Genomic DNA, 23,740 nt, shown 5'->3' with positions numbered 1-23,740 from the left:
GGGCCGGACGTGTTCGCTGAAGAACGGCAACGACGTATCGCTGATCTGGTCAGCGAAGCGGGGCGGGTCAGTGTCACCGATCTGGCAGCCGATTTCGACATCACCACGGAAACCGTCCGCCGCGATCTCGCCGCACTCGAGAGGGCCGGATCTCTGCAGCGCGTCCACGGGGGAGCGGTGCCGTGCCGCCCGCACAGCCTCGAAGAGCTGACATTCGATGACCGCGAGATCCACAATCTCGACGAAAAGACCACGATCGCGCAGTCCGCGCTGAGCCTGTTGGACGAGACGATGAGCATCTCCTTGGACGGAGGGACGACCTGCGCGGCGTTCGCCCGAGCGATCGCACACGAAGCCCATGAACGTCGCTCTGCCGGACAGGCTCCCCGGCAGCTGCGCGTGATCACGAACTCCCTGTCGGTCATCGACAGTCTGGCCGGAGCACCCGGAGTCGAGATCTTCGTCCTTCCCGGTCGTTTCCGTCCGGTCACTCGTGCCATGGTCGGACCGCAGACGATTGCGGCCATCGACGGTCACCGTGTCGATCTCGCTGTGCTCGGCACCAACGGACTCGGCGACGACGGCGTCTCCACTCCCGACCACGATGAGGCGGCGACGAAGTCGGCGTTCGTCAACTCCGGACGCAAGGTCGTCGTGCTCGCCGACTCTGCGAAATTCGGTGCCGTCTCCCTGGTGCGCTTCGCCGCATTGGACCAGATCGATGTCCTCATCACCGACGCCGTGCCCGGCGAGCCGATGTCGACTCACTTGGAGAATGCGGAGGTCGAGGTGGTCGCTCCATGATCCTCACCCTGACAGCGAATCCGAGTCTCGACCGGACCATCGAACTCGGCGGCCCCGTTCTCCGCGGTCAAGTGCAGCGGGCGGTCTGGGCCGGACAGCAGCCCGGCGGCAAGGGCGTCAACGTCTCTCGTGCAGTGGCAGCGGCCGATCGCGTGACCCTGGCGGTTCTGCCCGGAGACAGCGACGATCCCGTGCTCACCGGACTCGATGCGATCGGACTGGCTCACCGCTCCGTTCCCACCGGCACACCGCTGCGGTCCAATATCACCGTCACCGAGCCCGACGGCACGACGACGAAGATCAACGAACCCGGCTCCTCCCTGAGCCCGCACAGCCAGGCCGATCTGCTCGACCTCGTGGCAGAGCTGGCCGCCGAGGCAGAGTGGGTCGTCCTGGCCGGATCTCTGCCTCCGGGAGTCGGCGATGATTTCTACGCGCGGGCCATCGTACGCATCCGTGAACTCGACGAACCTCCCTCCATCGCCGTTGACACCTCCGGGGGTCCCCTGGCTGCGGCACTGCAGGCATCACCGGATCTCATCAAGCCGAACGCGGAAGAACTCGCCGAGCTCCTCGGCGCCGCAGGACTGCTGCAGGCCGCCGGTCTCCGCGAAGAAGCTCAGCCGCGCGGCGACGGTGACCCGAGCGGACAGTCCGCATCGGCCCAGCCGCTCGAGGTCCCAAAGCCGCTCGAGGCCCCGGAACCGCTCGAAACAGCGGAGCTGTTCGAGATCGCCGCCCGGCTGGAATCGTCACCGCAGCTCACGGCCCGAGCCGCTTCGACCCTGCTCGCAGCGGTCGGCCCTCGCCCTCGTTCGATACTTGCGACCCTGGGTGCCGGAGGCGCAGTTCTCGCTCTGCCCGAGACCGTCTGGCACGCCAAGCACCCGCCGATGGAGGTCGTGAGCACCGTGGGCGCAGGCGACTCCACTCTGGCCGGGTACCTGCTCGGTCTGACCCGCGGTCGTGAACCCGGTGAGGCGCTGGCCCAGGCCGTCGCCTATGGAGCCGCTGCCGCCCGGCTGCGCGGCACCGGGGTGCCGAGCCCGGAGGATGCACGAACCGACGCGGTGACCGTGACACCCCTGACTGCCCCCGAAACGCCATCCGCGGGCACACCCGAGCACACATCCGCATACGCACCGATCGACGATCTTTCCCACCGACATCATCAACAGGGCTCAGTCCCCGAAGCCGAGGAGGCACGATGACATCGCTCATCACAACGGAACTGGTGATCCTCGACGCGGATCAGGGGACGGAGTCGTCCGCTGTCATCCGCGCCATGGCCACCGCAATCGCCGAACAGGGCCGCGCGAACTCCGCCGAAGGGCTGGCGACCGCGGCGATCGCCCGCGAGGAGAAGACCCCGACGGGTGTTCCCGGAGGCATCGCCATCCCGCACGCCCGCATCGACGCGGTCACCACGCCGAGCTTGGCGATGGCTCGTCTCAACCCGCCGGTCGACTTCGGCGCCAAGGACGGACCCGCCGATCTCGTATTCATGATCGCCGCCCCGGACGGTGCCGGGAAGGAACACCTCGCACTGCTGTCGAAGCTCGCCCGCTCCCTGGTGAAGAAGGACTTCGTCGCCTCCCTGCGCGCTGCCGCGACCGAGCAGGAAGTCGTCGACCTCGTCGAGACCGCCCTCGGCCTGCGCGAAGCGGACACCGAGCACGCACCCGCCGGCTCCACCGCAGCGAACCCCGGTGACACCGCCGCAGCGTCCGCAACTGCAGCAGCGTCCGCAACCGCCGCGGCCCCAGCCTCCGCAGACTCAGCCTCGGCCGCCGAAGACCCCCGCCGCGTCGTTGCCGTCACGGCCTGCCCGACAGGAATCGCTCACACCTACATGGCCGCCGACGCCCTCGTCCAGGCCGGGTCCGAAATGGGCATCGACGTCGTCACCGAGACTCAGGGCTCGAGCGGCACGACCCCGATCGACCAGTCCATCATCGATGGCGCCGACGCCGTCGTCTTCGCCGTCGATGTCGACGTCCGCGACAAGGCCCGTTTCGCCGGCAAACCCTATGTGCAGGTGCCGGTCAAAGCCGGAATCGACGATCCGCAGGGACTCATCCGCAAAGCCCTCGCCGAGGCGGACACCCCGAACGGCCGCAGACTCGCCGCCGCTCACACCGCCGACGAGGAATCGTCGAACTCGACAAGCTCACGGGAAAGCATCGGTGCCCACCTCAAGCGGGTGCTGCTGACCGGCGTCAGCTATATGATCCCCTTCGTCGCCGCCGGCGGTCTGCTCATGGCTCTGGGCTTCCTCCTCGGCGGATTCGACATTCCCGACTACTCCGAGGACATCGTCCTGGGCAACTCCCTGTGGAATCTGCCCACCGAATTCGGCGACCTGGCGCTGGGACCGGTCGGTGCCTACCTGGGGGCCGTCTCCTTCCAGATCGGCAACCTGTCGATGGGCTTCCTCGTCGCCGCACTGGCCGGCTACATCGCCTATGCAATCGCCGACCGGCCCGGAATCGCCCCCGGATTCACCGTCGGTGCCGTGGCCGTGCTCATGGGCGCCGGCTTCATCGGCGGCATCATCGGCGGACTCCTCGCCGGCTATATCGCCCACTGGATCGGTTCCTTCGCCGCGCCGAGGTGGCTGCGCGGGCTGATGCCGGTCGTGATCATTCCGTTGGTGGCCTCCCTCATCTCCTCGGGTCTGATGTTCATGGTCCTTGGCGGACCGATCAGCGCCCTGACCGAGGGCCTCAACAGCTGGCTGAGCTCGATGACCGGAACCGCTGCCGTCCTCCTCGGACTCATCCTCGGCGTCATGATGGCCGTCGACCTGGGCGGGCCGGTCAACAAGGTCGCGTACTCGTTCGCCGTCGCCGGACTCGCCGCAGGCTCCGTCGAGAACCCGGTGCCTTGGGAGATCATGGCCACGGTCATGGCCGCCGGAATGGTTCCGCCCCTGGCCATGGCGCTGGCCACAGCGCTGCGTCCCCGCATCTTCTCCCAAGCGGAGAAGGAGAACGGAAAGGCCGCGTGGCTGCTCGGTGCCGCGTTCATCTCCGAAGGAGCGATTCCCTTCGCCGCCTCCGATCCGCTGCGCGTGATCCCCGCCTCGATCGTCGGCGCCGGCGTCACGGGCGGCATGACGATGGCCTTCTCCGTGACCAGCCAGGCCCCGCACGGCGGAGTGTTCGTCTTCTTCGCCATCGACTCGTTCCTGCTGTTCCTGCTCTCCATCGTCGTCGGCACGATCATCAGCGCCCTGCTGGTGCTGGTGCTGAAGATCTTCGTCCGCAAGGGCGGTGCAGCCGGCCTCGCCGAGGCGACCGCCCCGGCGGCATCGAAGTCGACCGCGACCGCATCGACCGATTCCGGAGCCGTTGCGTCCGATGCGGCGCAGGCCGACGAACCGGTGTCATCGAAGGCTGACGCTTCGCGAGTCTGAACGCTTCGGCAAGATCGGCAAGAGAGGAAGGAATGGGGATGTCCGCAGAGTTCTCAGGTATCGGAGTCGTGCCCGGGCGTGTCATCGCCCCGGCGCTGAACATGCCCGAACCGGTGTCCGCGCCCGTGGCGAAGCCGGCCCCGGCCGACCAGGAAGCGGAGGCGAACAGGATCCGCGAGGCCTCGGCCGCCGTGCACGCCGAACTGCGTGAGCGGTCCGAAACGGTCACCGGTGATGCCCGCGACGTGCTCAAAGCCACGGCGCTCATGGCCAAGGACCCCACGCTGGTGAAGACGGCGATCAAACGCCTGTCCGACACCGATGCGGAGACCGCGATCTGGACGGTGGCTGAGGAGACCGCAGCCCAGTTGGAGAAGCTGGGCGGTTATATGGCCGAACGCGCGGCCGATGTCCTCGATGTGCGTGCTCGCCTCGTCGCCCGACTGCGCGGAGTGCCGGCACCCGGCATCCCGTATTCGGCCGAACCCTTCGTGCTCATCGGCACGGATCTCGCTCCTGCCGACACCGCCACCTTGGATCCCGAACTCGTGCTCGGCCTGGTCTGCGAGGAGGGTGGGCCGCAGAGTCACACGGCCATCCTCGCCCGCTCGTTGGGCATTCCCGCCGTGGTCGCAGCCGCCGGGGTCCGCGACATCCCAGATCGCACCTCCGTCTTCGTCGACGGCGGCACCGGCGTCCTGCGCACCGAACCCGGTGCCGCCGAGGCTGAGCTCGTCGAAGCGTGGAAGGAGACGGCCGGTCGGCTGCAGTCCTTCACCGGTCCCTGCCTGCTCAAGGACGGCACCCGGATCCCGCTGCGTGCCAATGTCGGGGACGGAACTCAGGCGCGGGCGGCGGCTGCTGCCGGTGCCGAAGGGGTCGGTCTGCTGCGCACGGAGTTCTGCTTCCTCGATCGTGACACCGAACCGACCGTGGAAGAGCAGGCCGAAGCCTACGGGGAGGTGTTCGCGGCCTTCGACGATCACAAGGTCGTCGTGCGCACCCTCGACGCCGGAGCCGACAAACCGCTGCCGTTCCTCACCGACTGCGAAGAACCGAACCCGGCCTTGGGGGTGCGCGGATTCCGGACCAGCCGAAGGGCCCAGGGCGTGCTCGAACGTCAGCTGGAGGCCATCGCCGTGGCCGCGCAGAAACATGCGGTCACCGTTCACGTCATGGCTCCGATGATCGCCACGGCAGAGGAGGCTAAGCAGTTCTCGACGCTCGTCCACGCGGCCGGCCTGCCGGTTGCCGGTGTCATGGTCGAGGTCCCCTCGGCGGCGCTGCAGGCGGCATCGATCCTTGCTGAGGTCGAGTTCACGTCCATCGGCACGAATGATCTGACCCAGTACGTCATGGCCTCTGACCGCATGCTCGGCGGTCTGGCAGAACTCAGCGACTCGTGGCAGCCGGCCGTCCTCCAACTGATCGGCATGGCCGCGACCCAAGGCACCGTTGCCGAGAAATCGGTGGGGGTCTGCGGAGAGGCCGCAGCCGATCCGGCATTGGCCGTCGTGCTCGTCGGACTCGGAGTCACCAGCCTGTCGATGGCACCGCGTGCCCTGTCGGCTGTGGCAGAAGTGCTGACCGGTGTCACCATGGACCAAGCACAGCAGATTGCCCGCCGTGCTCTTACGGCACGGAGTCCGGGCGAGGCGAAGGCCGCGGTTCGAGCCGAACTGCCGATCCTCGACGAGCTCGGTCTGTGAGCCGGCTCGTCCGGGCGTGAGCCCGAGACGCACCCAGCGCGACAACCGCACCACCAAGTAGTGTCGAAGAAGTCGATCGACCCGCACCCGGGCGGTCTGAACAGGAAGGACAGCGTCATGGCAGAGACCATCGCAACAGTTGGAAGCACCGTCGGCCTGCATGCCCGCCCAGCAGCTCTGCTGGCCGAGGCGGCCGGAGACTATGATCTCGAGATCACCATCGCCCTCGAGGGCGAACCCGCCGAGGATGCTCTCGACGCGGCCAGCGTGCTCTCCCTCATGGGCCTCGGCGCGGAATACGGGCAGAAGGTCGTTCTGCGCGCCGAAGGCGACGGTGCCGATGAGGCACTGGCTGCCCTCAAACAGCTCATCGAGTCCGATCACGACGCTGAGGGCTGATCGGCGCACAGCCGATGAGGCGGCAAGCGGTGCGGTCGGATTAGACTGATCGAATGTCCGCCTCCCTGCTGTCCCCTGATTCTGTCGCCGCCCATCGCAGCCGGGATCTGCTGGCGGAATTTCCGCAGCTGCGCGATGTGCCCGGTCTGCCGCAGGCGCGCATGCTCGTCGAATACATCATCGGCCGCCGCCTCCGTGAACTCGACGTGTCCGGTCGTGACGCGGCCGGTGCCTTCATCGACGCCGAAGCGATCGCCGACGCCCCGCATCGCCTCATCGTCGTCGATGATGCCCGCGGACTCCAGGCTCGCCTGCTCAGCGAACTCGCCGAGGTGGCCGTCCATCACGATCGCATCGACGAATCCCGTGCTGCCGCCGACGCTGCCGACGCTGCGCTGATCACCTCCCTCGAGGAGATCGCCTCACTCGCCGAGGCGGGGCGTGGGCGCTCGACGCTCGGGTGCGACACGGCGGCCGGCGCAGACGTCCTCGCGGGGGAGAGTGGCCGGGAGACCTGGGCGATCATCAACGCGCCGAAAGCCACCAACGCGCTCGCCGAGTCCATTGCCGCACTCCAGCCGCATGTGTCGCTGATCATCGTCATCGGCCGCAGCGACTCGATGAGTCGGGCGGTGAACAAGGAGCTCTCCCGCGGCTTCGGTCGGGTCGACGTCTCTCCGGGAGTGGGCAAGCACCGGATGATCATCGGCAGCCGACCGCTGTCGTCACCGAGCCTGCCGAGCTTCCCGAAGCGCGGAGTCATCGCTCACTCAACAGTCGGAGACCTCGAGGTCAGAGCGCACGGTGCCTGCTTCTCCGGGGTGCGCAGCGACGAAGGTTCGACGCTGCTCCTCGATGCGCTGCTGGAGACTCTGCCCGGCACTGACTCTGACTCCTCGTCTCCGACGACGGTCTCGACCGCCTCACCCGCCGCTGTTGCGGATTCCATCCTTGACCTCGGCTGCGGGAACGGATGGCTGCTGACCGCTGCCATGCGTGCCACGGGAGCTTCACGGGGAACCGGCGTGGATGTGTCCAAGGCGGCGGTCGCCTCGGCGAGGGCCACAGCGGAGGCGAACGGAATCGACGTCGACATCGTCCTCGGTGATGCCGCGGACGGCGCCGATGCCGACGTGGCGGCCTTGGGGGAGTTCGACCTCGTCGTCCTCAACCCGCCGTTCCATCAGGGCACGACGATCGAAACCGAGACCGCCGCGGCACTCATGGCCACGGCCGCGGCACATCTGGCGCCCGGCGGACAGGTGATCACCGTGTTCAACACGCACCTGCGCTACCGGGATCGCCTCGAAGCCATCATCGGGCCCAGCGAACAGCTGGCCCGGAACAAGAAGTTCACGGTCATCTCCAGCCGCCGCAGCTGAGCTGCACGAGTACTGCGGCCGGGCGTCAGAGGACTGCTGCCGTCCTCATCGGCTCTGCTGGGCGCGATACGTCCGCCACGTGCTCACCTGGTCCCAGATCGTGATGATCCAGATCGCTGCGGCCGTGATGATCTGTTGGATGTCGGCGTTCGGAGCGCTCGTGATCTCGGGGTGGAGGACCGGCTGGGTGAGCAGGGCGATGGTGAGGAAGACGGCCATGGCCACATCGATGATCCCGCCGATGATCGACACGGTCGGTCGCGTCGAGCCATTCACGAACCTGATGATCTCGACCACGGCCAGGAGGGCGAGGAAGCCCCAGTAGCCGAGCAGCCAGCCCGTGCCGAGGTCCGGATTGATGAACGTCCCGCCGTGGTTGATGTGGCCGACGTAGAGCAGGCTCGTCGGGATGAAGGGGATCGTCGCCAACGCGAGGATGAAGACCAGCCCAAGGGCCGCCTCGGCGCGGATCTGCCTGCCGCGGACATCGCGACGATCGAGATCATCGATCGTCCACGCGCCCTTCTGCTGCCCGGGCATGCGGGGCAGTGCCGCGTCGTCGGCACGGCGGTCGCCGAGGCCGATGATGATCGCGATGACGGCGAAGGCGGTGAGCAGTGCGGAGACGGTGTTGCCGACAGTGCTGCCGATCAGTTCCCCGAGCTGAACATCGGGGGTGGTGGCGACGGTGACCACCACGTTGGCGAGCACCGCTATCAGACCGACGATGGGCAGGATCCAGCGCAGTGTCCAGAGGAAGAGGGGGTACGACTTCGGGCCGATGAAGTGCTGCGGCGAGTTCGAATACTCCCGCGACAGCACGGCCGGATCGCCGAGTTCTTCGAGCACTTCGCGTTCGACGGCGGCCGTGCGTTCGGGGTTCGGCTGCGGATCCTCGCCGAGGCGGGCCTCGACCGTATCGTCGATCGTGGCGGTGATCTCGGCGGCGATGTCCGCACGCGTGTTCTCGGGCAGATGACGGACGACGTTGTCGACGTAGATTTCGGTGAGCGCACTCATGGTGTGCCGTCCTTCCAGAGCTTCGTGATGCTGGAGTCGAGTTCGAGCCACTGAGAGTGGAGTGCGGCAGCGACTTCGGCGCCGCTGTCAGTGACGGTGTAGTACTTGCGGGGGCGAGCCTGCTCGGTGCTCCACTCGGATGTGAGCAGGCCCTGCTTCTCGAGTCGTCGCAGCAGGGGGTAGAGGGTGTTGGCCTCGGTGGGAATTCCCGCCTCGGTCAGCGTCGTCAGCAGCGAGTAGCCGTACTGCGGGCGCCTGCAGGCGACGAGACTGGCGAAGACGACGGTGCCGCGCCGCAGCTCCAGTTCGTGTGTGGTCAGCGCCTTCTGCGCATCCTCGTTCATGCGACACACTTTAGTGTGTGGGACACACTATTGCAAGAGGCGGGGTATTTTTCGCCACGGCACAGTTTAAGGTGGGCAGCCCAGATTTGAACCTGGGCTATTCGCCTCTAACTGGGCTATTCACTCAAGGGGTGCGGGTATCGGCAGGTAGGGTTGCCGCATGGACTTGAGAAGATGGGTGCTCTTCGACATCGGGGGAGTCCTCGAGGTTGTTGATGACGACACTGTGTGGCCGCAATTCCAGCGTCGGTGGCAGGAGCGATCCGGATTTTCAGTGGAGGAGTACCGAGCACGTCTCCGGGCGGCGGACTTGCCGGTCATCGATCGTCGAGCGGACACGAGAACCGAGTATTGGTCGAAGGTGGGCCGAGCGCTGGAGATGGATTCGGACCTGGCCGAGGCGATGCAGGCGGACATGTGGGACGAGTACTGCGGTCGACTCAACACCGAACTGTTCGACTATGCGGACTCACTCCGATCGCGTGCTGGAGTCGCGATCCTGTCGAATTCGGTCGACGGCGCTCGTTGCGAAGAGGAACGCCGATTCGGGTTCAGTGCAGTCTTCGATCCGATCCTCTACAGTCACGAGACCGGTCTGCTCAAGCCGGAACCGGAGGCCTATGAGAATGCGCTCGAACGCATGGGCGCTGAACCTCAGGACGTGCTCTTCATCGATGACCACGACATCTGCGCAGAGGGTGCTCGTGCCGTGGGCATGAACGCAACCGTGCACCGTGGCAATGCCTCGACGATCGAGACGATTGAGCAGTTTCTTCAGCAGGAGGGCTGAACTGGGCAGGTGTCCTTCCGGTCGGTTCGAATCGGCTGGGCCTCTGCCGACCTTCGAAGCATGATCGACGAGGGGTCACTCGCTCAGGTCAAGCATCGGCGTCGGACGTCTGAAGCCTCGTGTGACGAATGTGAGGTAGCTGGTGCCGATGACGAGCCAGACCAGGCCGATGAGCAGGGTGCGCGGTGACAGGCTCGTCCACAGCCACAGAGTGAGGCAGAACCCGATTCCCGGCAGCACGATGAAGCTCATCACGGCGTGGGCTCCGCGCCGCTTCCCATCGATGATGAAGTGTTTGATCACCGCGAGGTTGACTGCGGAGAACGCGATGAGCGCGCCGAAGCTGATCATCTCCGAGAGGAACCCGAGGTCGATGGCCAATGCGAACAGTGAGACCACTCCAACCGACAGCGTCGCCGGAATCGGGCTGTGGAAACGCGGTGAGAGGCGTCCGAAGAATCTCTTCGGCAGGACACCGTCACGTCCCATTGCGAAGAGGATGCGTGAGACCGAGGCCTGCGAGGTCAGTGCGGACCCGCAGGCGCCGGCGACATAGGCGGCGGTGAAGAAGATCGTGAGGAATTCACCTCCCGCGGCGGCCATGACATCGAGTGCGCCCGAGTCGACGTCGGCGAAGTCATTCGACGGGTAGACGAGTTGAGCGAGGAACGAGAGCACAATGTAGATGAGACCGCCCGTGATGGTGGCGATGACGATCGCGCGAGGTACGGTGCGCTTGGCATCTTTGGCCTCCTCGGACAGGGTCGAGACCGCATCGAAGCCGAGGAACGACAGGCACAGGATCGCGGCGCCGGCCATGACATTGCCGAATCCCTCCGCGGTCCCATCGCCGGTGAACGGGACGGCGAGGTCGACGCTGCCGGTTCCCGACATCGAGGCGATGCCAAGGGCCGCGAAGGTGATGATGAAGATCGCCTGCGCCACGATGATGACGATATTGGCACGTGCCACGGAGACGATGCCGATGACATTGAGGAGGGTGACGAGAACGATCGCGGTGAGCACGAATACCCAGGAGGGGATCATCGGGAACGCGGCGGACAGGTAGATGCCGATGACGAGGTAGTTGATCATCGGCAGGAACAGGTAGTCGAGGAGCAGTGCCCATCCGGCGACGAAGCCGATGCCTGCCCCGAAGCTCTTCTGCGTGTAGGTGTAGGCGGACCCGGCGTAGGGCAGTTCGTGGGCCATCTTTGCGTATGATCTGGCGGTGAAGACCATTGCGAGGAGAGTGATCACGTAGGCCAGCGGCACCCGACCGCCGCTGACCTGAGTGACGATGCCGTAGGTCGTGAAAACCGTGAGGGGCACCATGTAGACAAGGCCGAAGAACACCAGAGACGGGACCCCGAGCGCTCGACGGAGCTGTCCTTCGCCGCCAGCCTGAGGTTTCTCGTCGCCGTGAGGGGCTGTGGTGTCTTGTGGGTGGGGCATCGTCGTCCTTTCGCTCAGGGTGCTGAATGCACGGCAACGCCGCCGAGGTAGGTGGTGTGAACAGGCATCACAGCGAGTTCCCGCGGAGGCAGTTCTCGAAGGTCGCGGTCGAATCTGATGAGATCAGCGCTCGCCCCGGGCCGAATCTCGCCCCAGGCTGCGGGAGAGTGATCGGCGAAGGCTTGGTGGGCCACCGCCGTCGAGTACGCGTCGAGGGCACGATCGATATCGACGATCTCCTCCGGTGTCCATCCGCCGGTTGGTTCGCCCTGCTCGTTCTGTCTGCTTGTGCCGATCGCCAGACCTTCGACGGGCGTGCCCGAGGTGCACGGCCAGTCCGAGCCGAAAGAGAGATCCCCTCCGCTGTCGAGGATGCTGCGCATCCGATACTGCGTGGCTGCCCGTTCCTCGCCGAGGCGGGGGATCGTGAGGACGATCATGAGGTCATCGAGCTGTGCCCACAGAGGCTGCATGTTCGCGATGACCCCGAGCTCGGCGAAGCGAGCGAGATCTGCGGAATCGACGATCTGGGCGTGGGCGATCACTGGGCGGCGATCGCGGGGCCCGTTCGCGACGATCGCCGATTCGATGGCGTCGAGGGCCTGCCGCACGGCGGCATCGCCGATGGCGTGGATGTGAACCTGGAAGCCCGCGGCGTCGACGGCTCGCACCGCCTCGGCGAGGGTCTCTCCCTCCCACACCCGCAGCCCGTGATTGTGCAGCGAGGAGCAGTAGGGATTGAGCAGTGACCCGGTCTCGTTCTCGACGACCCCGTCGGCAAAGAACTTCACGGTGTTGGCACTGAGGTGCGGATCGGCCAGAGCATCCACGCGCTGCTTGGCTTCGATCATGTCCGGCATCTGGTGCGCGAAATGGCGCGGGTCGGCGTAGAGGGCGAGGTTGAACCGGAGCTTGAGCCGCCCCTGGGCAGAGGCCTTGCAGTAGGTGTCGACGTCGGCCGGCTCGACCCAGGCATCTTGGACCCAGGTGACGCCGCGCTGGAGGTAGTAGTCGGCCGCACATTCGAGAGCGCGGAGCCGAATGGTCTCGTCCAGCGGCGGACGGACGGCGTCGACGAGATCGACCGCGCCCCACTCGCGCAGCGTGCCGAGCGGCGACCCGTCGCCCCGGCGGGGGATCTCACCCAGCATCGGTTCGGGTGTCTCGGCCGTGATGTCGGCGAGTTCAAGGGCCCGCGAATTGCACCATACGGTGTGATAGTCCCAAGCGCGCAGCACGACCGGCCGGTCGGGAACCGCCTCGTCGAGCCAGCGGGCGTCGAAGAGTCCGCCCTCGACGAGGCTGCCGTCATACGATGCGCCGGTGATCCACTCGATGTCCGGGTTCGCTGCGGCGAAACGACGCACCTCGGCGACGACCTCGTCGACGCTGGGACACGAGCGCACCTGCGGTCCCTCCGCTTCGAGCCCGCCGAAGATCGGGTGGGCGTGACCATCGCCGAAGGCGGGCATGAGGAAGCCGCCGTCGAGGTCGACTCTCTCGACGTCTGCACGGGAGGCGAGGGACGCCTCGGCGAGCGAATCCGCGACCAGGGCCGAACCCACCGCGGCGACGATGCCGTCGACGACGAGCAGTGCGTCGCTCGTCTCGCCGGCGGACCCGAGCCAGATGGTGCCATTGTGGAAATGTGAGATCGTCACGTCGATTCTGCTCCCGCTTCGCTGCACGTCTTCGTCGTCCCGTCACGATATACGAACAGTGTTCGTGTCTGTGACTGAGAACACGATACACTCCTAGCGGGAACGATGGAAGAGGAAGGCAGGAGCAAAATGAGGCTCAATCGGCAGCGGCTCGTCGATGCCGCGCTCGTCCTCGTCGACGAGGAGGGTGCTGAAGCTCTGTCGATGCGTACGCTGGCCTCACGTGTCGACAGACAGGTGTCCTCCCTGTACAACCATGTCTCCGGGCGTGCCGAACTCATCGAACTCATGCGCGCCCGCATCGTCTCCGACATCGACGTCGGTCCGTTCGCCTCGGTGTCCTCATCCGCGGACAGGGTGCGCTGGGACGAAGCGCTCGAGTCGTGGGCCCGCTCGTATCTGCGTGCGTTCGCCGCCCACCCCAACCTCATCCGCCTGCTCGCGACGACATCGATCAGCGATCTTTCGACGTATCAGATGTACGACTCAGTAGTCGCGGGCCTGCGCCGAGGCGGCTGGCCGGAGACGAGGACGGTGGCGGTCATGCGGACGGTCGAAGCCCACGTCCTCGGTTCTGCCCTCGACATCATCGCCCCCGACGACCTCATCTCCCAAGACTCTGCGGATGAGCGGTTCTCCGCGATCCGAGCGGCACTCGACCCGCGCTTCGCTGAGTCGTCATCAGCTGTGGCCGCATTTGACCTCGGACTGCGAGCCCTCATCGCGGGTCTGCGCCAGGAGGTGTGCGATTGGTGAACGCTTCCGGCTCCTCTTCCGCGCCGAACTGCGCGAACGAATGGCCTAAGAGCCCGCGGCTTCGGCTGCCGGCTTCGCGTCATAGGTGACCCAGTTCGTCCGCGAGGCGACCTTCTCATAGAGCACCTGGGCCCGCTCGTTGTCGGATGCGGTGATCCAGCGGACGACGGAGCGCCCCTCCTCGGCGGCGATGGTCTGCAGCCGGGCGATGAGGGTACGTCCGGCGCCGGAACCGCGTTCCTCGGGGTCGGTGAAGAGGTCGTCGAGCCAGATTCCCGTCGACCCGGTCGACGGGCGAGCGAAGCGGCGGTAGTCGGCGATGGCGATGATCCGCCCGTCCACCTCGGCGACGAGGCTCTGCACCTCATGATCAGGCTCGGTGATCCATCCCCACACCCGGGAGACGATCTCTTCGGACTCGGGCAGCCGGTAGAACTCACGATAGGCGCGGAAGAGTTCCTTCCAGCGGGCTTCGTCGGCAGGGGCGGTGGGGCGGATCGTCGGTGCTGAAGATGACGTCATCGTCGTCCTTTCTGTGGTTCCGGCGCGGCTACCTCTGCGGTCCCGGGGCAACAAACCTCTCCGGTTCTGGGGCAATCACCACATTACGTTCAGCACCTCTGTTTGCGTACTGATGGCAGGGACGCAATGTGGAAATCGGTGTACGAAATGTAGGGCGGTGTGCATCTTTTGTGATGGGCGAACGAGCGTGGACGATGAGCGTCGGAGAATGAAAGATCCCCGGTGCGGAAACTGTTCGATCTCCACACCGGGGACTGCGGTACGCGAGAGGGGACTTGAACCCCTACGTCCGAAGACACTGGAACCTAAATCCAGCGCGTCTACCAATTCCGCCACTCGCGCCGAACGCCCGCCGAGGCGACCGCGACGCCCTCAAGATTAGCAGGGGCGTCGCGGGATGCTGAAAACCTCGGCCGCGGTCGCGCGAGCGGTCGCTCAGGCTGCGTCGATGCCCAGCGCCTTGCGCACGCGGGCGACGTGTCCGGTGGCCTTGACGTTGTACTGGGCGAGTTCGACCTTGCCCTCGGCATCGACGACGACGGTCGAGCGGATGACGCCCTGGACGACCTTGCCGTAGTTCTTCTTCTCGCCGAAGGCACCCCAGGCGGTCATCATCGACTTGTCCTCGTCGGAGAGGAGGTCGAAGTTCAGCCCCTCCTTCTCGATGAACTGCTGCAGCTTCTCCGGCTTGTCCGGAGAGATGCCCAGGACGTTGATCCCGGCGGCCTTGAGCGCCGAGAGCGAATCCCGGAAATCGCACGCCTCGGTCGTGCAGCCCGGGGTCATGGCGGCCGGGTAGAAGTAGACGACGACCCGCTGGCCCTTGAAGTCGCTGAGGCTCACGGACTTCCCGTCCTGGTTGACGAGGGTGAAGTCCGGGGCGGTGTCGCCGACTGACAGACGTGACATGAATGTTCCTCCTGAGGTGGACGCTATCGGTGGTGGATAACCATTGCTGTCCACCACTCTATTCCGTTGTCGCCTGGGATGCCTCAGCCGATGCGTGCGATGGACTGGGCGATGCCGCAGCCGATGCGTGCGATGGCCTGGTCGACCGCGACGACATCGCCGACGGCCGCGACCCGGTGGAACGTGCCCGCGACCGGTGCTTCGACCCGGGTCTCCATCTTCATCGCCGACAGCACGGCGACCTCGTCTCCGGCGGCGACTTCGGCACCGTCGTCGACGAGGAAGTCGACGAGGCTGCCGGGCACAGGTGCGGTGACATCCCCGGCGACGGCCCCTCCTTCGCCTCCCCTCGCCGAGGCGGCTCCACCGTGGCCGGCGGCACTGCCGTCACCGCCCTGATCGGTGCTGCCCTGACCGGCCCCACCGGCCGAACCGAGGGCGGCGAGCAGCCCGGCGGGCAGCCCGAGGGTCGTGAGCTTCCCGCCGATCTCGATCTGCATCCGCTGCATCTGACCACCCGAGCCCGGTGTGGGACGGTCCTGCGCCTCGAAGCGCGGCAGCAGCTCGGATTCGATCCACTGAGTATGGATGCCCTCGACGCCGTCTTCCCCGAGGCGGGTGAACGCCTCGTCGGACAGGATCGCCAGCGAACACGGCAGAACGGTGGCCGGCCCTTCGACGTGGAGTTCCTTGGCCGCGGTGATCGTCCGGGCGATTGCCGCACTCCGGTCGGGACCGTGGACGATGAGCTTGGCGAAGAGGGAGTCGAAGGCCGGCTGCACCGTGTCACCGGCACGGAGACCGGAATCCCAGCGGATGCCGGGCCCGCCGGGCACGTCGAGGACGTCGATGCGTCCGGGAGTGGGCAGGAAGCCGCGGCCGGGGTCCTCGGCGTTGATGCGCAGCTCGATCGCATGCCCCTGCGGCCGTGGTGTCGAGTCGAGCGACAGGCCGTCGCCGAAGGCGATGCGGAACTGTTCGGCGACGAGGTCGATCCCGGTCGTCGCCTCGGTGACAGGGTGTTCGACCTGGAGCCGGGTGTTGACTTCGAGGAACGTCATGGTGCCGTCGGCGGCGAGGAGGAATTCGACGGTGCCGGCACCGCGGTAGTCCACCTCGGCGCAGATCGCTTCGGCCGAACGGTGCAGGCGCTCGCGCTGATCCGCCGACAGGCCCGGGGCGGGTGCCTCCTCGATGAGTTTCTGGTTGCGGCGCTGCGCGGAGCAGTCGCGATCACCGACGGCCACGACACGACCCTGACCGTCGCCGACGATCTGGACTTCGAGGTGACGGGGACGTTCGAGGTATTTCTCGACGAAGCATTCGGAGCGACCGAACGCCTCGGCGGCCTCACGGGTCGCTGAATCGAAGGCGCCGGCCACGTCGGTGAGCTCGTGGACGATCTTCATGCCGCGCCCGCCGCCGCCGTGGGCGGCCTTGATGATGATCGGCAGTCCCGCCTCGGCGGCGAAGGACTCAACCTCGCTCGCATCCTTCAGGGGCTGGTCGATGCCCGGCGCCAGGGGAGCGCCGACCTTCTGCGCGAGCTGGCGGGCGGTGACCTTGTCGCCGAGTGCCGTGATGGTCTCCGCGGTCGGTCCGATCCAGACCAACCCGGCATCCTCGATAGCGGCGGCGAAGTCTGCGTTCTCTGACAGGAAACCGTAGCCGGGGTGGACGGCATCGGCACCGGCGGCCCGCGCCGCGCTGAGGATCGATTCGATGTTGAGGTAGGTCTCACCCGCACCGGTCCCGGGCAGAGCGAAGGCTTCGTCGGCGAGGCGCACATGCATGGCGTCGGCGTCCTGATCGGCGTAGACGGCTACCGAGGTGTGCCCGTGTTCGGCGCAGGCACGGATGATGCGGACGGCGATTTCGCCGCGGTTGGCGATGAGGATGGTCGACATGATTCAGCTTTCGTTCTCGTGTGTGCGGGGTGCCCCGTGTGCACGGGCAGAGGTGGTGAAGCGCAGCGTGACACCCGGAGCCAGCTGCGCGGCGAGGTCGGTGTCGTCGACGCTGGCGATGATCGGGTAGCCGCCGGTGAGCGGATGGTCCGGGCCGAAGAGCACCGGCTGTCCGTTCGGCGGGACCTGCAGCGCCCCGGTGACCGCGCCCTCGCTCGGCAGCTCGCCGGTGCGGGCACGTTCGAGCGGGACCTCACCGGACAGGCGCAGCCCGACCCGGTCGGATTCGTGGGTGACCGTCCACTCCTGAGACAGGAGAGTGTCGATGCCGGCCGAGGTGAACCAGTCCTCCCGCGGGCCCAAGGTCACCGTCAGAGTCACGGTCTGACCGGGCTGGGGCAGGTCGCGTGCGGCAGCTGGGACCGGATCGACGAGGTGGGGTGCGGCGACGGGGGTGTGCAGGTCGAGCGTCGTGCCCTTGCCGAGGGCTGCCGGCCCGAGTCCCGCGAGTGTGTCCGCCGACGCACTGTCCAAGGCCGTGGTGACGTCGATGCCGCCGCGGAGGGCGAGGTAGCGGCGGATGCCGCGGGTGGTGGTGCCGAGTTCGAGTTCGTCCCCGTCGGCCACAGCGAAGGCCTCGCCGAGGCGGGGCGTGTACACCGTGCCATCGCCGGCGGTGACGGTGATCGTCCCGTCGGCTCCGGCGACCGCGGCGACTCCGTCACCGGTGAACCGCAGCCGTGCCCCGCCGCCGAAGCTCTCGAGTCCGGCCGCGTCTTCGGCGTTTCCGACGAGCCGGTTCGCGGTCGTCAGGGCCGTGCGGTCGGCGGCTCCGGCACTGCTGACGCCCATCGAGGCGAAGCCGGGACGCCCGAGGTCTTGGACGAGCAGCTGCAGACCGGGGCGGAGGACCTCGAGGGTGTGTGCCGATGACGCGCTCGCCTCCGTCGCCGGAGCAGACGCTCCGGCCTGTTCGTCCGCGTCCGCGCTCGTGCTCGCTGCCTCGTGTCCCACGCTGATGGAGTCCCGCTCCGCATCGGTGAACGTCACGATCGTGCCGGGGACGAACAGAGCCGGGGGCTGCTGGTCGAGATCCCACAGTTTCGCATCGGTGCGTCCGATGAGCTGCCACCCGCCGGGGGAGGATCGAGGGTAGACGCCGGTGAACTCGCCGGCCAGGGCCACCGCACCCACGGGCACACGGGTGCGCGGGGAGGAGCGGCGAGGAACATCGAAGAGTTCGTCGTCACCGGCGAGGTAGCCGAAACCGGGAGCGAACCCGGCGAATGCGACCTCCCAGGTCGCCGCTTGGTGACGGGCGATGATCTCGGTGGGGGAGACGGAGAGGAGTTCGGCCACCTCGGCGAGGTCTTCCCCGTCGTAGGTCACCGGGATGCTGACCTCCCGAGCCGCAGCCGAGGCGGATTCGGTGCGGTCGAGCCCGCGGATCGCCTGCTCGAGGATCCCGGCGTCGGTGCGGCGGGGATCGAAGTCGATGAGCACGGTGCGGGCGGCGGGGATGAGCTCGACGACGCCGGGCAGGTCAGCCGCGTCCAGGCTCTGGTGCAGGGTCATCGTCGCGGCCAGGTCGGCGCATTCGACGAGGAGGTGACGCCGGGAAGCGGTGTGGAAGGTCAGGTCGGTCGTCATTGGCGGTAGGTGTCTTCCGGTTCGTCGGTGATGAACATCTTCCCTGGTGAGTGCGTGATCGCAAACGGCACCCCCGAGGCTTGGACGGCTGCCTGCGGGGTGACTCCGCACGCCCAGAACACGGGAATGTCACCGTCGGCGATGGCTGGGGCGTCTCCGAAATCCGGTGTGCTCAGGTCGGTGATGCCGATCTGAGCGGGTTCGCCGATGTGGACGGGAGCGCCGTGGACGGCGGGGAAGCGGTCGGTGATGCGCACCGCCTCGGCGACCTGGGCGGCCGGGATCGGGCGCATGGACACGACCATGTCTCCGCTGATCCGACCGGCCGGGGCGCACGCGGTGGAGGTGCGGTACATCGGCACATTGCGTCCGGCGTCCTGGTGACGGATCGGGATGCCCGCCTCGGTGAGTGCGTTTTCGAAGGTGAAGGAGCAGCCGATGAGGAAGGACACGAGGTCCGGGTGTTCCTCCCACGCATGCGTGGCGTCGGTGACCTCACCGGTGAGCCGGCCGTTCTCCCAGATCCGGTAGCCGGGGATGTCGGTGCGCAGATCGCTGCCCGGGGCCAGACCCGATTCGACCTGCCCGGGTTCGAGGACGTCGATGACCGGGCACGGCTTCGGGTTGCGTTGGGTGAACAGCAGGACGTCGAAGGCCCAGTCGGCGGGCACGGAGATGAGGTTCGCCTGGACGAGGCCCGGCGCCATCCCCGAGGTGGGCTCCGAGGCCCCGGCCCGGATGCGGGCGCGGGCTTCGGCACCGGCGGTGGACTTCGCGCTCATCGCCCGGCTCCGGCGAATGCGGCGATGGTGACTCCTTCGGATTCGAGGAGCTCGCGCGCGGCGCGGGCCATGTCGATCGATCCCTGCGAATCGCCGTGGAAGCAGATCGATTGGGCGTCGACATCGACGAGGCTGCCGTCGATCGCTTCGACCTGACCGGTCTGGACGAGACGCAGCACGCGGGCGGCCACGGCCTCGGGGTCGTGGAGGACGGCATTCGGCTCGCTGCGGGAGACCAGGGAACCGTCGGGGTTGTACGCGCGGTCGGCGAAGGCTTCGGCAGCGACCGTCAGACCGGCCTCGGCGGCAACCCGGTTGGCCACGCTGCCGGCGAGGCCCAAGAAGACAAGGGAGTCGTCGACGGCCTTGACCGCATCGACGACGACCTTCGCCTGCGCCTGGTCGCGGACGATCGCGTTGTACAGCCCGCCGTGCGGCTTGACGTAGGAGACCGTGCCGCCGACCGCGGTGGTCAGGCCGAGGAGGGCGCCGATCTGGTATTCGACCTGAGCCTGCAGGGTTGCGGCCGGGACGTCGAGGGCGCGTCGACCGAAGCCTTCGTAGTCGTCGTAGCCGGGGTGGGCGCCGATGACGACGCCGCCGCGGGTGGCGGCATCGACGGTGGCCCGGATGCCTTCGGGGTTGCCGGCATGGAAGCCGCACGAGACGTTGGCGCTCGTGACGAGGCCGAGCATGGCCGCATCGTCGCTGACGACACGGTCGGGTACGTTCTCCCCGAGGTCAGAGTTGAGGTCGATTCTCAGTTCGTTCGTGGTGGTCATTGTCACCCTCCGATTCCGATCATTGCGAAGATGGGGCCGATGGACTGCACAGCCGTGTACCACGTGACCAGTGTTGCCGCGGTGCCGATGATGAGCAACCACTTCGGGTACGCGTCCGTGCTCAGCAGGCGTGGTCTGAACCAGCCGATGTACATGAAGATCGTCAGGCCGATGGGCAGGATGAGGCCGTTGAAGCCGCCGACGAAGACGAGCAGCGTAGCCGGTGCGGTGCCGACGATGAGGTAGACGATGAGTGAGACGACGATGAAGGTCACGGTCGCCAGCTGCAGCGGCCAGCCGCCTGCGAGGCGCGTGGAGAACGCCGAGAGGAAGGTCGCCGAGGTGTAGGCGGCGCCGATGACCGAGCTCAGTGCCGCAGCCCAGAAGATCGCCCCGAAGATGCGCATTCCGGCATCGCCGAGCACGGCGGCGAAGGCCTGACCGGCCGGGTTCGCGACATTCGAGTCGAGGTCGAGGGCGACTCCGGAGGCGACGACGCCGAGGATGGCGAGGAAGAGCACGTAGCGCATGATGCCGGTGACGAGGATTCCCGACAGCGCCGAGCGCATGACCGAGGGAGCGTGCTGCGGTCCGATCTTGCCCGAGTCGAGGTAGCGGTGAGCGCCGGAGTAGGTGATGTAGCCGCCGACTGTGCCGCCGACGATGGTCGTCACGGTCGCGAAGTTGATGGTGTCGGGGACGAAGGACTGCTTGATCGCCTCGCCGACGGGCGGATTCGACACGATCGCGACGATGCAGGTGAGGATGATCATCCCGACGCCGAGGACGAGCACGACGGTGTCGACGACCTTGCCGGCGCGTTTGAACAGGAAGATCCCGATGGCCAGCACTCCTGTGACGAGACCGCCGAGCTTCGGGTCGATGCCCAGCAGCGCGTTGAGGCCGAGGCCACCGCCGGCGATGTTGCCGATGTTGAAGGCCAGGCCGCCGATGACGATGAGGATCGAGAGGACGATGCCCGATCCGGGGACGGCCGAGGATGCCAGCTGCGCGGCGCGTTTGCCCGAGGAGGTCACCATCCGCCAGACATTGAGCTGAATGGCGATGTCGATGAGGATCGACACGAAGATCGCGAAGGCGAAGGCCGCACCCATCTGGGCGGTGAACGTGGCCGTCTGCGTGATGAATCCCGGCCCGATCGCCGAGGTGGCCATGAGGAAGATGGCACCGATGATGGCGGTGCGGCTGATCTTGCCGTCCAAGGTGTTCGGCTGCGAACCGGTGGCGGCGTTCGAGGAAGAACCGGATGGTTGGGGTTCCGGTGATTGCGACATTGGAGTCTCCGACTGTGTGACGGGGCCTGGTGTGGTGACGATCCGAAAGCGAAATCGAGGTGACCGCAGTGTCGGCGCTCGACCGCAATCCGGAAGATCGCTATACAATCTAGCATTGATTGTTCAACAGAGGTAGACCCAGATCACATTTTCTTGCGGAAACTGTCGACAGAACGTCACCGGTCACGGGCATGTGTCATTAGGATGGAGGTGTGAATCACGAATCCTCCCTGGTCAACAGACTCACCGAGCGGCTCATCGCCGGTGAGCTGCGCCCCGGCGACCGCTTGTCCGAAACGTCTCTGGCCAAGGAGTTCGACGTCTCCCGCAATACCCTGCGCGAAGCGTTCCGGGTGCTCGGGGAGCAGGGGCTGGTCACACATATCCCGCACCGAGGCGTGTCCGTGGCCTCGCCGAGCACGGCCGACGTCATCGACATCTACCGGGTCCGTCATCACGTCGAATGCTCGGTGCTCGAGCACGCGCAGAGGAACCACCCGAACGCGACGCAGATGAGAGTGGCCATCGAAGCCGCGGAAACTGCGGCGGCGGCCGAGGACTGGATGAGCGTGGGCACGGCGAACATGGCCTTCCACAACGCGGTGGTCTCGCTCTCGGACAGCAGGCGGCTGATGCGTTCGTTTGCCAATGTGCTCGCCGAGCTGCGTTTGGCCTTCCTCAAGGTCGAGGTCCTCGACTATCTGCACGCGCCGTTCATCGGCCGCAATCACCAGGTGCTCGAGACCTACCTCGAGGACAGCCCGGGCGCTGCCGCGGAGAAGCTTGCAACCTACCTCGGAGACTCCGAGCGTCAGGTCCTCGGCGCCTATGCTCGGGCCGGCCAAGCCTGAGCGAATCGCGTCCGGCACACATCTGCGACTGCTAGTCTGAAAACGACGGTGCGTGCAGATTGCATGCGCTCATGTCGGCCCGTGGCCCGCATGCCCAATGACAGGTCAGCGGAGTCTGGCCCATGAGGAGCATCTGTATGAGATATGCACCATTCCTGTGTCCGGACTGCTACTGCCGTCTCATCGACACCGCCGGCACCATCGAACCCGGCGCCGAGGCGCCACTGGCGAATGCCCCGCTGCTCGAATGCGAAGCCGGGTGCGGAGTCTCCGACAAAGCGCTCCGGCCGTACCGGACTCGGATGGACAATCGAGTCCGTCCCGGGATCAAGAGCCGCAGATGAGAGGCATCCGGCAGAGTCGACTGCCGGTGTGAATGACGAAGAACCGCCACCCGGATCATCCGAATGGCGGTTCTCGATCTGTGGTGCACCCCCCGGGACTCGAACCCGGAACACACTGATTAAGAGTCAGTTGCTCTACCAATTGAGCTAGAGGTGCGTGCCGCACATGTTGCGCAACGAGAATTAATATTACTCAGGTGTTCGCCGATCATGCAAACCGAGATCGGCCCCCGTCCGATTTTGTGATGAAGGTCGCAAGCCCCTGGTCAGAGGCCCGCTGAGGGACAGCCCGGAACGTCACAGATACATGCCGGAACTGGACTGCTCGGCAGGTTCGGCGATCGCGTGGACGTCGCGCTCACGCAGGAGCACATAGACCCGCCCCTCGAGCTCCACCTCGGCGAGCTCTTCGGGGTCGTAGAGGACGGTGTCGCCGAGGTTGGCCTGCCTCACGTGCGGGCCCGCCGCCACGGCCCTGCCCCAGACGAGGCGCCGGCCCATGCTGGCGGTGGCGGGAATGACGATGCCCGCCGAGGATTTGCGCTCACCGGCTTCCGCGCCGGGTTCGAGCAGGATCCGGTCATGGAGCATCCGGATCGGCAGAGCGGCATCAGCCACGCTTGCCCCGACCGGACAGGCCGACGATGAGAGCAGCAACGCCGAGCACGGCACCTGCACCGAGCGCAATGATCTCGGGCTTGGGTGAACCGTCTTCCTCGACGACCTCTGACTTCGCCTTGTTGACGGCGCGCGTCGCGAGCACCTTCGGGTGGATGCGGCCGACGAGCTCGTCGATGTTGTCCGCGATGCGTTCCTCACGCAGACGGATCGACTCCGCGAGCTGTGCAGGTGTTGCCTGGTCGACGGTCACATCTGAGGTGTAGACGTTGTCAGTCATCGGGTCGAGTCCTCCCGGTCGAGAATGCATTCTTGCGCCTGTGACCTTGTGCCACAGTGCTT

General features: G+C 66.6%; 23 protein-coding genes and 2 tRNA genes. 10 read left to right on the top strand and 15 right to left on the bottom strand.

The genetic code is table 11. From position 1 onward, the window contains the following. The first annotated feature begins 9 nt into the window (after window positions 1–9). The 6 genes from ACPUD7_RS01400 to ACPUD7_RS01375 all read left to right on the top strand — a co-directional run bounded on the left by ACPUD7_RS01400 (window position 10) and on the right by ACPUD7_RS01375 (window position 7,712). Window positions 10–804, top strand: a complete 795-nt coding sequence (locus ACPUD7_RS01400; protein WP_425118875.1) for a DeoR/GlpR family DNA-binding transcription regulator — start codon at window positions 10–12, stop codon at window positions 802–804. Continuing rightward, window positions 801–2,015 carry a 1-phosphofructokinase family hexose kinase gene (locus tag ACPUD7_RS01395; protein ID WP_425118874.1) on the top strand — a complete coding sequence of 405 codons (1,215 nt, stop codon included), beginning with the start codon at window positions 801–803 and terminating at the stop codon, window positions 2,013–2,015. The genes ACPUD7_RS01400 and ACPUD7_RS01395 overlap by 4 nt, the downstream gene beginning before the upstream one ends. After that, window positions 2,012–4,222, top strand: coding sequence for a PTS fructose transporter subunit IIABC (locus ACPUD7_RS01390; protein ID WP_425118873.1), 2,211 nt, complete (start codon window positions 2,012–2,014; stop codon window positions 4,220–4,222). Before ACPUD7_RS01395 ends, ACPUD7_RS01390 begins: the two co-directional genes overlap by 4 nt. Before the next feature lie 38 nt (window positions 4,223–4,260). Then, a complete protein-coding gene (gene ptsP, locus ACPUD7_RS01385; RefSeq protein WP_425118872.1) occupies window positions 4,261–5,931 on the top strand; it encodes a phosphoenolpyruvate--protein phosphotransferase in 1,671 nt (556 codons plus the stop codon). Between the two features lie 117 nt (window positions 5,932–6,048). Further along, complete coding sequence (locus ACPUD7_RS01380) at window positions 6,049–6,330, top strand: HPr family phosphocarrier protein (RefSeq protein WP_425118871.1); 282 nt, start codon at window positions 6,049–6,051, stop codon at window positions 6,328–6,330. 53 nt (window positions 6,331–6,383) lie between these two features. Then, window positions 6,384–7,712, top strand: a complete 1,329-nt coding sequence (locus ACPUD7_RS01375) for a methyltransferase (protein ID WP_425118870.1) — start codon at window positions 6,384–6,386, stop codon at window positions 7,710–7,712. Between the two features lie 45 nt (window positions 7,713–7,757). Here ACPUD7_RS01375 and ACPUD7_RS01370 read toward each other — a convergent pair whose 3' ends face one another. Both ACPUD7_RS01370 and ACPUD7_RS01365 read right to left on the bottom strand, forming a co-directional pair. Beyond that, window positions 7,758–8,732, bottom strand: coding sequence for an HAAS signaling domain-containing protein (locus ACPUD7_RS01370; protein ID WP_425118869.1), 975 nt, complete (start codon window positions 8,730–8,732; stop codon window positions 7,758–7,760). Continuing rightward, window positions 8,729–9,076 (bottom strand): PadR family transcriptional regulator, encoded by a 348-nt coding sequence (locus tag ACPUD7_RS01365; RefSeq protein ID WP_425118868.1) that lies wholly within the window; start codon window positions 9,074–9,076, stop codon window positions 8,729–8,731. The genes ACPUD7_RS01370 and ACPUD7_RS01365 overlap by 4 nt, the downstream gene beginning before the upstream one ends. Window positions 9,077–9,236: 160 nt before the next feature. Here ACPUD7_RS01365 and ACPUD7_RS01360 point away from each other — a divergent pair, with 160 nt between their 5' ends. Further along, window positions 9,237–9,866 (top strand): HAD-IA family hydrolase, encoded by a 630-nt coding sequence (locus ACPUD7_RS01360; RefSeq protein ID WP_425118867.1) that lies wholly within the window; start codon window positions 9,237–9,239, stop codon window positions 9,864–9,866. Window positions 9,867–9,941: 75 nt separating this feature from the next. Here the strand turns inward: ACPUD7_RS01360 and ACPUD7_RS01355 are convergent, their stop codons facing one another. Next, window positions 9,942–11,321: an APC family permease gene (locus ACPUD7_RS01355; RefSeq protein WP_135541377.1), complete on the bottom strand. Its 1,380-nt coding sequence runs from the start codon at window positions 11,319–11,321 to the stop codon at window positions 9,942–9,944. Window positions 11,322–11,335: 14 nt separating this feature from the next. Continuing rightward, on the bottom strand, window positions 11,336–12,982 hold the full coding sequence (locus ACPUD7_RS01350; RefSeq protein WP_425118866.1) for an amidohydrolase: 1,647 nt from the start codon (window positions 12,980–12,982) through the stop codon (window positions 11,336–11,338). Between the two features lie 129 nt (window positions 12,983–13,111). On the opposite strand from ACPUD7_RS01350, the gene ACPUD7_RS01345 reads away from it, so the two are divergent. Continuing rightward, entirely contained in the window at window positions 13,112–13,738 is a 627-nt protein-coding gene (locus ACPUD7_RS01345) for a TetR/AcrR family transcriptional regulator C-terminal domain-containing protein (RefSeq protein ID WP_425118865.1), read from the top strand. Between the two features lie 45 nt (window positions 13,739–13,783). On the opposite strand, the gene ACPUD7_RS01340 is transcribed toward ACPUD7_RS01345, so the two are convergent. From ACPUD7_RS01340 to ACPUD7_RS01305, 8 genes are all read right to left on the bottom strand, one after another. After that, window positions 13,784–14,260 (bottom strand): GNAT family N-acetyltransferase, encoded by a 477-nt coding sequence (locus ACPUD7_RS01340; RefSeq protein WP_135541371.1) that lies wholly within the window; start codon window positions 14,258–14,260, stop codon window positions 13,784–13,786. A gap of 260 nt (window positions 14,261–14,520) precedes the next feature. After that, window positions 14,521–14,602: transfer RNA gene (locus tag ACPUD7_RS01335), tRNA-Leu, on the bottom strand. 93 nt (window positions 14,603–14,695) lie between these two features. After that, on the bottom strand, window positions 14,696–15,169 hold the full coding sequence (gene bcp / locus ACPUD7_RS01330; protein WP_135541369.1) for a thioredoxin-dependent thiol peroxidase: 474 nt from the start codon (window positions 15,167–15,169) through the stop codon (window positions 14,696–14,698). An 83-nt stretch (window positions 15,170–15,252) separates the two neighbouring features. Continuing rightward, a complete protein-coding gene (locus tag ACPUD7_RS01325; RefSeq protein WP_425118864.1) occupies window positions 15,253–17,076 on the bottom strand; it encodes an acetyl/propionyl/methylcrotonyl-CoA carboxylase subunit alpha in 1,824 nt (607 codons plus the stop codon). 3 nt (window positions 17,077–17,079) lie between these two features. Beyond that, window positions 17,080–18,726, bottom strand: coding sequence for a 5-oxoprolinase/urea amidolyase family protein (locus ACPUD7_RS01320; RefSeq protein WP_425118863.1), 1,647 nt, complete (start codon window positions 18,724–18,726; stop codon window positions 17,080–17,082). Beyond that, the gene (locus ACPUD7_RS01315) at window positions 18,723–19,508 is read right to left on the bottom strand and encodes a putative hydro-lyase (RefSeq protein WP_425118862.1); all 786 of its coding nucleotides are present in this window, start codon (window positions 19,506–19,508) and stop codon (window positions 18,723–18,725) included. The genes ACPUD7_RS01320 and ACPUD7_RS01315 overlap by 4 nt, the downstream gene beginning before the upstream one ends. Continuing rightward, window positions 19,505–20,290, bottom strand: coding sequence for a LamB/YcsF family protein (locus ACPUD7_RS01310; RefSeq protein WP_205683373.1), 786 nt, complete (start codon window positions 20,288–20,290; stop codon window positions 19,505–19,507). The genes ACPUD7_RS01315 and ACPUD7_RS01310 overlap by 4 nt, the downstream gene beginning before the upstream one ends. A gap of 2 nt (window positions 20,291–20,292) precedes the next feature. Further along, the gene (locus tag ACPUD7_RS01305) at window positions 20,293–21,585 is read right to left on the bottom strand and encodes an NRAMP family divalent metal transporter (RefSeq protein WP_135541361.1); all 1,293 of its coding nucleotides are present in this window, start codon (window positions 21,583–21,585) and stop codon (window positions 20,293–20,295) included. Window positions 21,586–21,797: 212 nt separating this feature from the next. Here ACPUD7_RS01305 and ACPUD7_RS01300 point away from each other — a divergent pair, with 212 nt between their 5' ends. Together ACPUD7_RS01300 and ACPUD7_RS01295 are read left to right on the top strand one after the other, a co-directional pair. Then, the gene (locus ACPUD7_RS01300) at window positions 21,798–22,436 is read left to right on the top strand and encodes a GntR family transcriptional regulator (protein WP_425118861.1); all 639 of its coding nucleotides are present in this window, start codon (window positions 21,798–21,800) and stop codon (window positions 22,434–22,436) included. Window positions 22,437–22,573: 137 nt separating this feature from the next. Next, window positions 22,574–22,780: a hypothetical protein gene (locus ACPUD7_RS01295; protein WP_135541357.1), complete on the top strand. Its 207-nt coding sequence runs from the start codon at window positions 22,574–22,576 to the stop codon at window positions 22,778–22,780. Between the two features lie 81 nt (window positions 22,781–22,861). Here ACPUD7_RS01295 and ACPUD7_RS01290 read toward each other — a convergent pair. The 3 genes from ACPUD7_RS01290 to ACPUD7_RS01280 all read right to left on the bottom strand — a co-directional run bounded on the left by ACPUD7_RS01290 (window position 22,862) and on the right by ACPUD7_RS01280 (window position 23,678). Then, window positions 22,862–22,937, bottom strand: a tRNA-Lys gene (locus tag ACPUD7_RS01290). A 140-nt stretch (window positions 22,938–23,077) separates the two neighbouring features. Then, window positions 23,078–23,398 (bottom strand): GroES family chaperonin, encoded by a 321-nt coding sequence (locus ACPUD7_RS01285; protein ID WP_135539653.1) that lies wholly within the window; start codon window positions 23,396–23,398, stop codon window positions 23,078–23,080. Then, entirely contained in the window at window positions 23,391–23,678 is a 288-nt protein-coding gene (locus ACPUD7_RS01280; protein ID WP_135539651.1) for a DUF3618 domain-containing protein, read from the bottom strand. The genes ACPUD7_RS01285 and ACPUD7_RS01280 overlap by 8 nt, the downstream gene beginning before the upstream one ends. Between the last annotated feature and the right edge of the window lie 62 nt (window positions 23,679–23,740).

Origin of the sequence: Brevibacterium sp. FAM 24630 (genome assembly GCF_049804075.1) — a bacterium.
GTDB lineage: Bacteria > Actinomycetota > Actinomycetes > Actinomycetales > Brevibacteriaceae > Brevibacterium.
The sequence above is the reverse complement of the archived record's forward strand: the minus strand, read 5'-3'. Positions and strand labels throughout refer to the sequence as shown.

Bases quoted from the DNA above. Each gene is read 5' to 3' on its own strand.
- ACPUD7_RS01340 (WP_135541371.1), bottom strand. From the start codon at position 14,260: ATGACGTCATCTTCAGCACCGACGATCCGCCCCACCGCCCCTGCCGAC.
- ACPUD7_RS01305 (WP_135541361.1), bottom strand. From the start codon at position 21,585: ATGTCGCAATCACCGGAACCCCAACCATCCGGTTCTTCCTCGAACGCC.
- ACPUD7_RS01295 (WP_135541357.1), top strand. From the start codon at position 22,574: ATGAGATATGCACCATTCCTGTGTCCGGACTGCTACTGCCGTCTCATC.
- ACPUD7_RS01375 (WP_425118870.1), top strand. From the start codon at position 6,384: ATGTCCGCCTCCCTGCTGTCCCCTGATTCTGTCGCCGCCCATCGCAGC.
- ACPUD7_RS01370 (WP_425118869.1), bottom strand. From the start codon at position 8,732: ATGAGTGCGCTCACCGAAATCTACGTCGACAACGTCGTCCGTCATCTG.
- ACPUD7_RS01310 (WP_205683373.1), bottom strand. From the start codon at position 20,290: ATGACCACCACGAACGAACTGAGAATCGACCTCAACTCTGACCTCGGG.
- ACPUD7_RS01320 (WP_425118863.1), bottom strand. From the start codon at position 18,726: ATGACGACCGACCTGACCTTCCACACCGCTTCCCGGCGTCACCTCCTC.
- ACPUD7_RS01380 (WP_425118871.1), top strand. From the start codon at position 6,049: ATGGCAGAGACCATCGCAACAGTTGGAAGCACCGTCGGCCTGCATGCC.
- bcp (WP_135541369.1), bottom strand. From the start codon at position 15,169: ATGTCACGTCTGTCAGTCGGCGACACCGCCCCGGACTTCACCCTCGTC.
- ACPUD7_RS01280 (WP_135539651.1), bottom strand. From the start codon at position 23,678: ATGACTGACAACGTCTACACCTCAGATGTGACCGTCGACCAGGCAACA.
- ACPUD7_RS01345 (WP_425118865.1), top strand. From the start codon at position 13,112: ATGAGGCTCAATCGGCAGCGGCTCGTCGATGCCGCGCTCGTCCTCGTC.
- ACPUD7_RS01325 (WP_425118864.1), bottom strand. From the start codon at position 17,076: ATGTCGACCATCCTCATCGCCAACCGCGGCGAAATCGCCGTCCGCATC.
- ACPUD7_RS01395 (WP_425118874.1), top strand. From the start codon at position 801: ATGATCCTCACCCTGACAGCGAATCCGAGTCTCGACCGGACCATCGAA.
- ACPUD7_RS01390 (WP_425118873.1), top strand. From the start codon at position 2,012: ATGACATCGCTCATCACAACGGAACTGGTGATCCTCGACGCGGATCAG.
- ACPUD7_RS01315 (WP_425118862.1), bottom strand. From the start codon at position 19,508: ATGAGCGCGAAGTCCACCGCCGGTGCCGAAGCCCGCGCCCGCATCCGG.
- ACPUD7_RS01355 (WP_135541377.1), bottom strand. From the start codon at position 11,321: ATGCCCCACCCACAAGACACCACAGCCCCTCACGGCGACGAGAAACCT.
- ACPUD7_RS01365 (WP_425118868.1), bottom strand. From the start codon at position 9,076: ATGAACGAGGATGCGCAGAAGGCGCTGACCACACACGAACTGGAGCTG.
- ptsP (WP_425118872.1), top strand. From the start codon at position 4,261: ATGTCCGCAGAGTTCTCAGGTATCGGAGTCGTGCCCGGGCGTGTCATC.
- ACPUD7_RS01360 (WP_425118867.1), top strand. From the start codon at position 9,237: ATGGACTTGAGAAGATGGGTGCTCTTCGACATCGGGGGAGTCCTCGAG.